The 13,203-nt window shown below is 32.8% G+C and carries 13 protein-coding genes and 1 pseudogene; 8 read left to right on the top strand and 6 right to left on the bottom strand.

Annotated features, from left to right (window positions below; genetic code table 11):
* Positions 1–126: 126 nt before the first annotated feature.
* The 5 genes and pseudogenes from M4L39_RS00970 to M4L39_RS14555 form a co-directional block, all read left to right on the top strand.
* Complete coding sequence (locus M4L39_RS00970) at positions 127–1,479, top strand: 2-hydroxycarboxylate transporter family protein (RefSeq protein ID WP_277580315.1); 1,353 nt, start codon at positions 127–129, stop codon at positions 1,477–1,479.
* A 29-nt stretch (positions 1,480–1,508) separates the two neighbouring features.
* Positions 1,509–2,690, top strand: a complete 1,182-nt coding sequence (locus M4L39_RS00965) for an NAD(P)-dependent malic enzyme (RefSeq protein WP_277580314.1) — start codon at positions 1,509–1,511, stop codon at positions 2,688–2,690.
* Positions 2,691–3,041: 351 nt separating this feature from the next.
* Positions 3,042–3,758, top strand: coding sequence for an HAD family hydrolase (locus M4L39_RS00960; RefSeq protein WP_277580313.1), 717 nt, complete (start codon positions 3,042–3,044; stop codon positions 3,756–3,758).
* A 122-nt stretch (positions 3,759–3,880) separates the two neighbouring features.
* Positions 3,881–5,083 (top strand): GTP-binding protein, encoded by a 1,203-nt coding sequence (locus M4L39_RS00955; RefSeq protein WP_277580312.1) that lies wholly within the window; start codon positions 3,881–3,883, stop codon positions 5,081–5,083.
* 233 nt (positions 5,084–5,316) lie between these two features.
* Positions 5,317–5,454: pseudogene (locus tag M4L39_RS14555) on the top strand (hypothetical protein); the annotation flags it as partial.
* 127 nt (positions 5,455–5,581) lie between these two features.
* On the opposite strand, the gene M4L39_RS00950 reads toward M4L39_RS14555, so the two are convergent.
* From M4L39_RS00950 to M4L39_RS00935, 4 genes are all read right to left on the bottom strand, one after another.
* The gene (locus M4L39_RS00950) at positions 5,582–5,767 is read right to left on the bottom strand and encodes a hypothetical protein (RefSeq protein ID WP_277580311.1); all 186 of its coding nucleotides are present in this window, start codon (positions 5,765–5,767) and stop codon (positions 5,582–5,584) included.
* 112 nt (positions 5,768–5,879) lie between these two features.
* Entirely contained in the window at positions 5,880–6,854 is a 975-nt protein-coding gene (locus M4L39_RS00945) for an alpha/beta hydrolase fold domain-containing protein (protein WP_431197606.1), read from the bottom strand.
* Between the two features lie 16 nt (positions 6,855–6,870).
* Positions 6,871–7,605: an acetoacetate decarboxylase gene (locus M4L39_RS00940; RefSeq protein ID WP_277580310.1), complete on the bottom strand. Its 735-nt coding sequence runs from the start codon at positions 7,603–7,605 to the stop codon at positions 6,871–6,873.
* Between the two features lie 19 nt (positions 7,606–7,624).
* The gene (locus M4L39_RS00935; RefSeq protein ID WP_277580309.1) at positions 7,625–8,629 is read right to left on the bottom strand and encodes a ketopantoate reductase family protein; all 1,005 of its coding nucleotides are present in this window, start codon (positions 8,627–8,629) and stop codon (positions 7,625–7,627) included.
* A gap of 103 nt (positions 8,630–8,732) precedes the next feature.
* On the opposite strand from M4L39_RS00935, the gene M4L39_RS00930 reads away from it, so the two are divergent.
* Positions 8,733–9,629, top strand: a complete 897-nt coding sequence (locus tag M4L39_RS00930; protein ID WP_277580308.1) for a LysR family transcriptional regulator — start codon at positions 8,733–8,735, stop codon at positions 9,627–9,629.
* Positions 9,630–9,728: 99 nt separating this feature from the next.
* Here the strand turns inward: M4L39_RS00930 and M4L39_RS00925 are convergent, their stop codons facing one another.
* Together M4L39_RS00925 and M4L39_RS00920 are read right to left on the bottom strand one after the other, a co-directional pair.
* Complete coding sequence (locus M4L39_RS00925) at positions 9,729–10,085, bottom strand: DoxX family protein (protein WP_277580307.1); 357 nt, start codon at positions 10,083–10,085, stop codon at positions 9,729–9,731.
* A gap of 19 nt (positions 10,086–10,104) precedes the next feature.
* Entirely contained in the window at positions 10,105–10,671 is a 567-nt protein-coding gene (locus M4L39_RS00920) for a TetR/AcrR family transcriptional regulator (RefSeq protein ID WP_277580306.1), read from the bottom strand.
* A gap of 141 nt (positions 10,672–10,812) precedes the next feature.
* On the opposite strand from M4L39_RS00920, the gene M4L39_RS00915 reads away from it, so the two are divergent.
* Complete coding sequence (locus M4L39_RS00915; protein ID WP_277580305.1) at positions 10,813–11,748, top strand: DsbA family protein; 936 nt, start codon at positions 10,813–10,815, stop codon at positions 11,746–11,748.
* A 335-nt stretch (positions 11,749–12,083) separates the two neighbouring features.
* Entirely contained in the window at positions 12,084–13,085 is a 1,002-nt protein-coding gene (locus M4L39_RS00910; protein WP_277580304.1) for an LLM class flavin-dependent oxidoreductase, read from the top strand.
* Positions 13,086–13,203 lie beyond the last annotated feature (118 nt).

Here is a 13,203-nt window from a genome sequence, read left to right as displayed (position 1 = left end):
ATTAAAAGGATGAAATTCCTTTTAATTCGGTTTTTTTAATTACAAAAAGATTATTAAAATTTCATAAACTATAATTTTATGTCGTCTATGAATAAAATAGGTTTATACGTAACAAGGGGGTTAATAATGAATACGAAAGCAAATTTGAAAGCGCTTACTAACGATGAGATACCAATAGAGAGCAGCTTTAAAAGTTTAGGAAGAAGGCTAGTTAATATTAAAGTGGGTGTGTTGCCATTACCACTTTACTTAATACTAGCTGCAATTATATTAGCTGCGTCCGTATATAATACATTACCAACAGATATGATTGGCGGATTTGCAGTAATCATGATTTTGGGTATCTTGCTAGGAGATCTTGGTCAAAAATTGCCGATTTTAAAAGATATCGGTGGACCTGCTATTTTAGCATTACTTGTGCCATCTGTTTTAGTGTTTTTAGATGTTATTAACACATCTTCTATGGAAGCGGTCACGAGTTTAATGAAGACATCTAACTTTTTATATTTCTATATTTCTTGTTTAGTTGTTGGAAGTATTTTAGGCATGAATAGTAAAGTGCTAATTCAAGGATTCACACGTATGTTTGTACCTTTATTAGTGGGGACTATTCTGGCAGTATCTGCAGGTTTATTAGTCGGTCTATTATTTGGTTATGATATTAAGCATACATTGTTTTATATTGTTGTACCTATTATTGGTGGAGGTATTGGTGAAGGTATTCTACCGTTGTCAATTGCATACTCATCTATATTGGGAGGATCAGCTGAATCGTTCGTTTCTCAAATGATTCCAGCAGCAGTAATTGGTAATATATTTGCGGTTGTTACTGCAGGTGTAATGATGCGTGTAGGAGAAAAGCATACAAAGCTTTCAGGAAATGGAAAATTAATTAAATCTGAAAACATAGATGAAATGAGTAATGATAAAGAAGAGAAAGAAAAAGTAATTGATTTCTCACTTATGGGAGCAGGTTTACTCATTGCTTGTAGTTTCTTTATTGTCGGTACACTTGGTCAAAAATTCATAGGCATGCCAGGGCCAGTTATTATGATTCTATTTGCAACGATTATTAAATGTTTGAAGGTAATGCCACATAAAATGGAAGATGGCGCACATAATTTATATAAATTTGTATCTACAAGTTTGACTTGGCCATTAATGGTAGGTCTCGGAATGTTGTACATACCTTTAAAAGATGTCGTCAAAATTGTAACACCAGCATATGTTGTGATATGTGCATCAGTCGTATTAACCATGATTGTTTCTGGTTATTTTGTAGGTAAATTAATGAAAATGTATCCAGTAGATGCCGCTATTGTGACGGGTTGCCATAGTGGTCTAGGTGGCACAGGAGATGTAGCTATATTGTCAGCATCTAAACGTATGGCACTTATGCCATTTGCACAAGTTGCTACCAGAATAGGCGGCGTATCAACAGTCATCATGGCCACGTTTTTGTTGAAAATATTAAGTTAAATCATAATACTAAATAAGGGGTAATAAATATGTCAGTAAGAAATGAAACTACAGATTCTATCAGTTTACACCATGAACATTCAGGAAAAATAGAGATTACGAGTAAAGTAGAAGTTAATGATGAACAGGATTTGAGTGTCGTATACACGCCTGGTGTATCTGAAGTATGTAAGGCGATTACAGAAGATGAGTCAAAAGTAAATTCGTTAACAGCACGAGGTAATATGATTGCTGTAGTTACGGATGGTACGGCTGTACTTGGACTAGGTGATATTGGACCCAAAGCTGCTATACCAGTTATGGAAGGGAAAAGTATTTTATTTAAAAAGCTGGCAAATGTAGATGCATTTCCAATTTCATTAAATACAAAAGATACTGAAGAAATTATATCTATTATAAAAGCGTTAGAACCTAATTTTTCTGGAATTAATCTAGAAGATATATCTGCACCACGTTGCTTTGAAATTGAGAAAAAATTAATTGAAGAACTTGATATTCCAGTATTTCATGATGATCAACATGGAACGGCAATAGTTGTGCTTGCAGCATTAATCAATGCACTTAAATTTGTTCAAAAAGAGAACTATTCTACAAAAATCATTATTAATGGTGCAGGCTCTGCAGGTATTGCGATTGCTAAGTTATTATTAGAAGCAGGATATAATAATATTACGCTGGTCAGTCTAGAAGGTGTCTTAAATAAATCACAAACGTGGATGAACGGCGCTCAACAAGACATTGCAACATATACAAATCCTGAAGGATCTAGAGGCACATTGGATGATGTCATTCAAAATGCAGATGTATTTATTGGTGTATCAGGTCCCCAAGCGTTAACAAAAGATCATGTACAGTCAATGAATGATAACCCGGTTGTTTTTGCATTAGCCAATCCTACCCCAGAAATATATCCAGAAGAAGCAATAGAAGCTGGAGCTACAATAATTGGAACAGGACGTTCGGATTATCCTAACCAAATCAATAATTTATTAGCGTTTCCTGGAATATTTAGAGGCGTGTTAGATGCACAATCAAGTGATATTACAACAGAAATGAAAATAACGGCAGCTAAAGCAATTGCTGGCTCAATAAGAGAAGATCAGTTAGCAGCAGATTTCATCATTCCCAATGCGCTAGATAAAAACGTCGCTCACCAAGTCGCCGAAGCGGTTAAGCATATTGCGAAAAAAGAAGGGAAAATATTAGTTTAGAGTGAAAAAAGGAACAATAAATGAAACAGTTAATAGATTTATAATGCTACGATTTTAATAAGTAACTAAGATGCTAAATAAATATTAAAAGTGCTGACAACAAAATGTAACGTTGTTAGCACTTTTAATTTTATATACTTATTCGTACTCATTAAATTTCATAATTTATTTTCAATTATATTGATTAACCAGATTAAAAGTAACATACGAACAAAAAAGACAAAATAAGTACAGTTCATAAAGTTTGTATTTTGAAACGCAAACTTTATGATAAAATTCATATAAAAGATATTATTTATATTATATCAGTAAGCGAGAGTTTTGAACGAGTTATATTAAGGGAGGGCAGTCATGGATAAAGATTTAAAGTTAATCATGTTTGATTTGGACAACACCTTGTTTCCTTTTGATGAACTATGGAGAGACGCTAATAAAAAAGCCTTTGATAATTATAAAATCATTCAAGGAATTGAATATGATGATTTTATACCTTTGTATAGATCCTATGATGATTATTTTTGGAAACAACATGATGCTGGATTGATTTCGTTAGATGAGCTAAGGGAATTAAGATTAATTAAAACGCTAGAAGATTTTGGTATTTATATTTCTCATAAAGATGCTAATGAATATTTTCAAATGTTTTTCAATATATTAATATCAAATATAAAAATGAACCCAAAATTGAATGAACTTTTAGCAACTTTAAAAAAAGATATACATATTGCCATATTAACTAATGGCAAAATTCGGGAACAGACTAAAAAAATTAAAAATTTAAATCTTGATTTTATCTTCAAGAATAATATATTTATATCTGAAGAAATAGGTGTAGAAAAACCAGATGCTAAGGCATTTTTAAAAGTTACCAAAGCCCTAAATGTTACACCTGAAGCAACTTTATTTGTAGGAGATTCTTGGAAAAATGATATTTGTGGTGCGCTCAATGTTAACATGCAGGCTGTGTGGCTAAATACGAGTAACCAAAATGAACAGATAGAAAGAAACAATCTATGTATATTTAACGGACAAATAGAAAGTTTAATTGAAAAATTAATCAATAGGTAGATAATATATTAAGGTTTATATTTTACGCAAATTCGCTTAAAAATATAATATTGACTTTACTTATAATTCACGTTACATTATAAAACGTAATTATTACGATTTATAAAAGGGGAGTTAGTCTAATGAGTAAAATTCCGGTAACTGTTTTAAGTGGCTATTTAGGTTCAGGGAAGACTACGTTGCTCAATCACATTTTAAAAAATCGAGAGGGACGTAAAATAGCAGTTATTGTAAATGATATGAGTGAAGTCAATATTGATAAAGATTTAGTTGCAGAAGGCGGCGGCTTATCCAGAACAGATGAAAAACTCGTTGAATTATCAAATGGCTGTATCTGTTGTACTTTGAGAGATGATTTATTAAAAGAAGTGGAACGCCTCGTGCACAAAGGAAATATAGATTATATTGTTATTGAATCTACAGGTATTTCAGAACCTGTACCCGTTGCCCAAACATTTTCATACATAGATGACGAACTCGACATTGATTTAACATCGATATGTCAGTTAGACACAATGGTGACAGTCGTAGATGCGAACCGATTCACTAATGATATTAATTCCGAAGACTTGTTGATTGACCGAGATCAAGGTGCCGATGAGACGGATGAACGCACGATTGCAGATTTACTAATCGATCAAGTTGAATTCTGTGATGTACTGGTATTGAATAAAACAGATTTAGTTCCTGACGATGAATTACAGAAACTTGAAAATGTACTGAGACAGTTACAACCTGAAGCGAAATTAATTAAAACGGTGAATGCAGAGGTAGCATTAAACGAAATTTTAAATACGGGACGCTTTGATTTTGAAAAATCGAGTGATTCTGCAGGATGGATTAAAGAATTAACTGAAGGTGGCCATGCGACACATACACCAGAAACTGAAGAATATGGTATTAGTTCTTTTGTTTATTCAAGAAGATTACCGTTTCACGCGAAACGTTTTAATACATGGTTGGAAAATATGTCAGATAATATTGTGCGTTCCAAAGGTATCGTGTGGTTCGCTCAATATAATGAAGTCGCTTGTTTATTATCACAAGCTGGGTCATCTTGTAACATTAGTCCAGTGACTTACTGGGTAGCTGCGATGCCATTAGAACAACAAAGACAGATTTTGCAAGAAAGAACAGATGTGGCAGAAACATGGGATATTGAATATGGAGACCGAAATACACAATTTGTCATTATCGGTACAGATTTAGATACTGAAAAAATTGAACGTGAACTCGATGCATGTTTGTTAAATCGTTATGAAATAGAGCAAGATTGGAGCAGTTTACCAGACCCTTATCAATGGGAGATAAGTAAGCAACAATAAACCAAAAGAGGAAGCATTTGATTATAATGCTTCCTCTTTTGTATTTGATTATTATTGTATCTGTTTTAGTAATGTTTGTATTCCCTTTTATATGGTAAGGAACTTATTGATATTACAGGTTTGGAACAATTGGTAGATAACAGCTAAACACAGTGTTTAGCGGACATGATTGATTAATACCAAAACCATCTATTAAATGAGCAAGACACTTAGCTCAAGCGGCTGACAAGGTCTATGATTTTATAGAGCAACATGGTCTAGACGCACTCTCTCCATTTAATGGGCACCCAGGAAATTTAACCTTACCGAGAAAGCAGGAGTTCTGTGCAACGCTTAATCGTTATCGTGGATTAAAAGTGAAAGACTCATAAGAATACTACAATGTAAGGATTTTGAAAATTATACTTTGGTTTAGTATATAAAATAAAACATACTAAGATTTTTTCACAGCTTTTTTTATAGTTGTAGAGAGAAGTAAATCGAGCAAGCTCTTGGATTTTAAATCCATATTAAAAACTGATCAGCCTTACTCTCATTTTTTGAAATTCGATTGTAGTATGTTGGGTTCTTGTATCCGTAGTATTCTATTTCTGAAATTGTTTCAGCAATTTGATTAACTGCATGTACGATATCATTGTTAGGGATCAAAATTTCAGTTTCCATTGGTAGTGTTAGCTGATTCATATTATAATTTTTATACATAAGCCCCTTCATTTTAAAGTTATGTTGGAGTAGATTTATTATACGAAAGTGGCTTATTTTTAATTTGAGAATGGGATATTTCTGTCCCACTTCTTTATTTATTCTTAATTATTTGTTTTACGTTATTAAGAAATTGCTTTCTTTCTGGTATGTCTAGAATCGTATGGACATGATATAAATTGAAACCAGGTAAGAAGCCATGAGCTATGTTTTTTGAATTAAGCATATTAGAGAATTTAAGCGCATCTGGGTATAACGCTTCTTTTGTGCCAATTGAAAGTGTAATATGACCTAAACCTTCTAAATCTCCAAACATTGGTGAAAGTCTCCAATCTGTTAGTGGAGTATCTCCAGCCCAGAGATTGATAATATATTTACTTCCTGCTGTAGCTAACATTGGGTCTTTCTTTTCATAGACATAAGCTTCAGGATTAGATAACGTAGCATCAAGAATGGGTGAGATTAATATGATATGACTAGGTTGGGTTAATCCTAGTTTTTTAATATATTGAGCAAATGATAATGAAATCTGTCCGCCTGCTGAGTCTCCCATAATTATAAGTTGATGCGTATTATCGGTATTTATTATCATTTTCTTATAAATTTCTTCAAGTAAATTAAATGTTTCTTTGTATGTGGCGTGTGGTGTTTTAGGATAAATTGGCATAATTACTTTAGCATCTAATTCTGTTGCAAGTGTATCTACAAACTCAAAATGCGTTTTGAAAGGATCTTTAAACCAAGCGCCACCATGTACATATAAAATCACTTTTTGCTGTGGATTCGGTTGCGCATTGACTATATAAATCTTTGAGTTTTGAACAGTTTTGATGTGAACATTATTCGTAAATTTATAATCTGTGCCTTTAAATGCTCCAGCAGTTGTGTGTTTCGTTTTGTTAACTGCATTTTTAGCATTCTCTTCACTTAAATAAGGTTTTTTCATTTTTATTTTTCTAATGACAAGCTCATAAAGAAAGCTTTTAAAACTACGCTTCTCTTTTAATCTCACATAAGAATATAAAGTTAGCATACTGACACCAAAGAATAAAGTTATCTTTTTTAACAACAAGTATACCTCCATATTAATTTAAATAATCATAAATTTGCTTTGGACGTCCTAAATATAGATTTGCAATAATATGTTGCCCATCTACTATCTTGCGCACAGGAAAATCAGCGAGTGGTGCCATGACATGTTCAAATAATTGTAATCTGACTGGTGAGCGATAGGCTTCTAGTATTTGAAAGTCAGTAATTTGACTACGTGTTAATTCACTCTTTTCAACTTCTCCATTATAATCACGCATTTGTTTTAACATAAATTGAGGTTGAGCGATTATATTTTTGGCTTCTTCCGCATCCATAGGGAAGTGTTTGTAACCCATCGTTGTTTGAGCTACACGCAAAGAACCATAATCTAAAGTCCCTACAAGCACATCATTATCTATATACAAATTAGGTTGTCCTGATTTTTTTGGAAATGCCGCAATTTCACGTCCGGATGTAATTGCAGCTTGGTTGTTAACATACATACTTAAATAATATTCGCCTTGTTCTCCATTATATTCCACCGGTATAACTTGACCTGCTTCCATGTAAGAACCTAAGCCTGTGCTATCAGGCATGTTTATAATTTCAAATTTAATTAAATTACTTGTAACTTCCAAAGGTTCTGGAACGACACGTTTTAATGCTTCTATATCAGTTTCATACATTACATCGACGTATTCTCTATTTTTAAAAAATGGGTTAGTTGGGGAGAATGCAGGTGCATTAACGGGTGTTGTGACTATATTTTTTAAATCTTCTTTTTTCATAATAAGTCTCCTCCTATAATTATGCCAATACTTTAAACAATTGTAATGAATGTTCAAATTTCGGAAGTTCACTTGAACTTGAAGCTTGTGAAATAATTTCTACAATTTTTTGGTTACAAGGAGTAGATATATTGTGCTTTTCTCCTACCTCAACTACAAGGCCATTAATATAATTGATTTCAGTTTGTCTTTGTTTTCTTAAATCCTGTAACATACTGGCTGCTAGCTTTCTGCTAGGTTGCATCATTTTGTTTAGTTTTTCTGCATTTTTTTGGTTTTCAAATTCAGTTAAATCGTAGCCACTTATAGTAGCAAATTCTATATTATTGGCATGACCTACTTTGATACATTCATCAACTACATGTCTTGCTATTTCAAAGGCATCTGGATTGTCTAAAATATCTCCGTATGTGCAATTTAATGCTGCTGATAGACCGCTGAAAGTACTGTTGATGAGTAATTTAGACCACTTTGTTCCTAACAAGTTATCAGAAAGATGGACATTACCAATACAATCTAATAGACTTTTTAACGTTTTAACTCTAGATGTGATTTCACCATTTAATTCACCAATTTGAAGTGCATAATTTTTAAACGCATTATAATCTGTTGTTAATTCTGAGACGCCAGGTGCTTTGAAAGTAGCACCAAATTCTACTGATCCTGCAACAATGTTCTCTCTTGGAATATATTGTTGAATAACTTCTTCGGGTACTCCATTTTGTAGAGATAACAGTATGCCGTCATTTTTTAAAATATTTTTGATGACTGGCAATACATCTTTATTATAAGTTTGTTTTGTTAATAATAAAATCAAATCATACTGTTGATTAATTTCATTAGGTTTTAGCGCGTTAACCGAAATATGAAAATTGTCTGTTCCTTCTATAGTAGCGCCTTGACTGTTTAAAGTATTAACATGTTCATCATAGGTATCAATGAGATCGACGTTTTCGTTTGTTGAAGATAAGTACGCTCCCATAATTGTTCCTAATGATCCGGCTCCGTAAATTGCTATATTCATTAAAAATCACCTCAATCTCTACTATAAATGCCATTATTCATATACACTAATATATAATATTGATGAATATATAAGCCTAAGCTTATAGTTAGAAGGTGAGTACGTGGAATTATTACATTTAAAGTATTTTAAACGTGTGGCAGAAAATTTAAATTATACTAAAACTGCTAATGAGTTAAAGGTTAGTCAACCTGCTTTAAGTATGATGATAAAAAAATTAGAGCAAGAATTAAATGTAGAGTTATTCTATAAAAAAGGGAGAAATGTATTTTTAACTGATAATGGAAGTATTTTGTTGAAGTCAGCAAACAATATTTTTAACGAGCTCAACAAAGCGGAAGAATTAATTTACAGAAATGAGCAAACCAAAAATAAAACTATTAGTTTTACAGCTTCTCATAGTCGTTTGATCTCATATATATTTGATGAGTATATAAAGCACAATCCACAATATATGTTTAATTGCGAAATTGACACAATGGGGGCGATTATTCAGAAAATGATTAATTATGATATTCAATTTGCTTTAAGCTCAATCCCAATAAACCACCCTAAAATTGAATGTCAGCCTGTTATTGATGAAGATATTGTTATTACGTATCCTAAACAATTTGATAATAGTCCAAACTTTGATTTTATTTATAACAATGACATTATCAAAAATTTTGTGTTTCCTTCTCATAATCAAGATTATAATAATCTAACAAAAAGTAAGTTAATAACAATGAATATGAATATCCATAATTCAACTTATGTTGATGATGCCTTTATCACATCGATAGTAAAACAACGAAAAAATTTTGCTTTTGTTCCTGTTAGCATGTGTAGAAAGTTCGAGTTACCTTATATTTCCAATTCAGATTTGATAATTCATACCTCAATATATTTATCCTCATTAAAGAACGAGAAATTAAATGAGGTAAACTTAGATATGTTTAAATTTATTGAAAGCTATTTGAAAAAGAATAAAGCATTTTATGTGATCAATCGTAATTCATGACTTCAATAATATTAATTTGAAAACTGATTAAAATAAGAAAAACCCTCTTAACGTTTTCTATACAAACGCGCTAAGAGGGTTATTGACTTTCAGTAGTTATTATACAAAGTCTGACATCACATAGTAGATAAATATGATTAAATTTAAAATGAATAATACGATTGCTGGGATTGCCTTCTTAATAGGGTCGTTTCCTAAAAATACGAGAGATAACGCGCCTATTAACATTGTCGCGCCTAGTAATATACTAGCTAGGAAAGCGAACATGCCATAGAAAATGCCGATTAGCATTGCTAAACCACCAAGCAGCTCAAATGTGCCCGTGATTTGATTGAAAATGGGTGGGTAACCAAGTCGCGAAAAATCAGCTTTCATGGCTCCGGATAATATTTTAGAACCTGTCATTATGAAAAATATGCCTAAAATAATTTGTAATATAATAATTATAATTTCCATCTAAAGCGCCTCGTTTCATTTATTCTTTGTCACGAGATATTAAGCCAGAAAGAATGAATGGAATCACACGATTGATATAGGTTTCAGCAGGAATATCGCTATAACTTTGACACCATTTTTCAGAAGCTCGATATATACTTGCACTTAGCATTGTTGCAGCCAAATGTCGTGTATCGTCATCCTCGAAATTCACCTCTAGCAATAATTTATAAAGAACCCTTTCAACGTGTTCTTGTATAATGTTGCCAATTGTTTCTGGATAACTTCTGTGACATCTTCTATTTAACGATAATTGAAACTCTGCGATTGTTTTAAAAATATTAGAAATAGTGGCCTCATTTAATTTACTTTGCTCATAATATGCATAGTTTAAATTAATCAATAATTCTTCAGCAAGTACTTTATCTAGTAAATCGTAGATATCACTAAAGTGATAATAGAATGTTGCTCTATTAATGAGTGCTTCTTCCGTAATATCTTTTACTGTTATATTTTTAAAATCTTTTTCATCTGAAAGCTTAATAAATGCTTGCATAATTGACTTTCTGGTTTTAATAACTCGTAAGTCTGTTTTTGATTTTAGCATTTGACTCCCTCATTTTCTCCCAACACTTTGTCATTAGTGTTGAATATCCAACATTAATATACCATTGTTGGTACTTATTATCGCTATTAATACGTATTATAAAGCTATATTAGTTATATTTAAACTTTGGAGGTTATCGCTATGGAAAAAAATATGGTATGTGATATGTATTCTGGTATATGTAAACCAAGTGAGGAAAATGAGTTTGAAACAATAAATTTTGATGTGAGCGCACCGAATTTAACTTTGTATTATGTAACAGATCCTATGTGTTCACACTGCTGGGCATTTGAACCAACGCTAAATAAATTACTTGTACAATATGGTCATTTATTTAATTTCCAAATGGTTATGGGAGGCTTATTAGAAGCATGGGGCGATGGCCCTATAGATCCAGCGAATGGTATCTACAAGCCTGCAGATGTTACCCCACACTGGCAAGAAGTAGGGAATTATTCACGCATGCCTATTGATGGCACAATAATGGAAATAGATCCTGTTCAATCTTCATTTCCTGTATCTAGACTCTATAAAGCAATTCAACATGTAGATTCACCTGCGGCTGCAATTAAATTTACTAGATTAGTTAGAGAAGCTGTTTTTGTTTTTAATAAAAATATTTCAGATAAAGCAGTGCTTAAGCATATTGTTGAAGATTTATATAAAGGTGACAATACTATAGATGTTGACTCAATTTTAAACATTGCAAACAGTGATATAGGACAAAATCTACTTGCGGAAGATTTTAACTTAGTGAGTCAATTGGGCGTACGTGGATTCCCAACAATAGTAATCGTTAATAAAGATAACCAAGGAACAAAAATTGTAGGGGCTCGCTCACTAGAAACTTATATAGATGCACTAGAGAAATTAGACGCTGTTAAAAATATAAAACCCAATCCATTGCCAAAGTTCTCGTTATATTTAAATGAACAATCAAGTTTATTTTCCAAAGAAATTGAAGTAATGTACGATATCGAAGAAAAGGATGTTCCAAATTTCATAGAGAAAGGCTTGGACAAATCGAAATACACTATCTCGAACATACTTGGAGAAAACTATTACGAAGCAAAATAAATTGAGTTTTTATTAGTGGATTATAAAACTTTAATAAGATGAAAAGACTGCGAAAAAGTAGTGTTTTCATTTTTTTATTTCCCGAGAAATAACTGGATAATGAAGCCTACTTAACTTTAATGGTGAAAATACTATTTATATGGTTTTTCCATTAAACTCTTACACGCCATAAACAGTAAATTATCATTATATCGCCGGGTGTTTTATGATGGAATGAGCAGAGTATTTTTTAATTGTGTAATACTCATATATGTATTAAATATAAAAGCGTAGGCATTATATCAAATTAGAAAACCATCAATATTCAATAAGGTTTATAAAGGAGAACTAAATAAATGACAAAACATATACCATTAAGTGTCCTCGAACTTGTAGGCATTTCAGAAAATCAGACAGTCAGGGAAGCAATCGAAGCATCTATGGATAATGCAGAGCTTATAGATAATCTTGGGTTCAAGAGACTCTGGTTTGCAGAGCATCATAATATGAAAAACCTTGCATCGAGTTCTACATCACAGCTGATTGCAATGGCTGCAGCACGAACAAAGAACATTCGTGTTGGATCGGGCGGTATTATGTTGCCAAACCATTCGCCGTTGCAGTTAGCTGAAAACTTCGGTACGACTGCACAACTTCATCCAGATAGAATTGATCTTGGGCTCGGACGAGCACCTGGGACGGATCAAAAGACATCTCAACTGATTACACGTTCTAATAGTGATGCGCAGACTTTTGCAAATTCTATTTTTGACCTCATTGGCTGGTTCAGTGACGAAGGGCTAGGCAACAGTGTACCTGTAACTTCAACAGTAGGTACAGGTACAAATATACCAATTTGGGTATTGGGCTCAAGTTTAAATGGTGCATCTATTGCTGGACAGCTCGGACTGCCATATTCTATTGCAACGCATTTTACGCCTGACGATTATAAACAAAAAATTGATATGTACCGTTCTACCTTCAAGACTGACGCGCCGACTTCTCAGATTGATGAACCTTATGTCATGGCGGGAATTAATGTCATTGTAGCACCAACAGATGAGGAAGCAGAAAAAATTTGGACAACAACGATTCAGATGATGAGAGATATGCAAACCGGTCAGCAGCGTAAGTTACAGCCGCCTGTCGATCCCGACGAATTAGGGTCAGAAGAGCAAAGAAAAATGATGGAAGGTATGTTTAGCATCAAAGCCGTTGGTTCACCTGAAACAGTCCGTAATAAACTGGAAGAGTTTACGGAAGATACCGAAGCGGATGAACTCATCGTTGTGACTTATACTTATGACCCAGAAAAAAGAAAACAATCGATGGAACTGCTCGCAGACCTGTGGTTCTAAATGATTGATGCTCAAGGAAGTTATTTTCATGGTTAATCAAAGTAAAAAACAAGAATCGTCTGATTAGATTTAAGATAATGAGAACTGTATGTCGTTGATGATGTGCAGTTCTTTTTTA

Source organism: Staphylococcus equorum (assembly GCF_029531845.1).
GTDB classification, from domain to species: domain Bacteria; phylum Bacillota; class Bacilli; order Staphylococcales; family Staphylococcaceae; genus Staphylococcus; species Staphylococcus equorum_C.
This window is presented reverse-complemented; position numbering and strand designations above follow the sequence as displayed.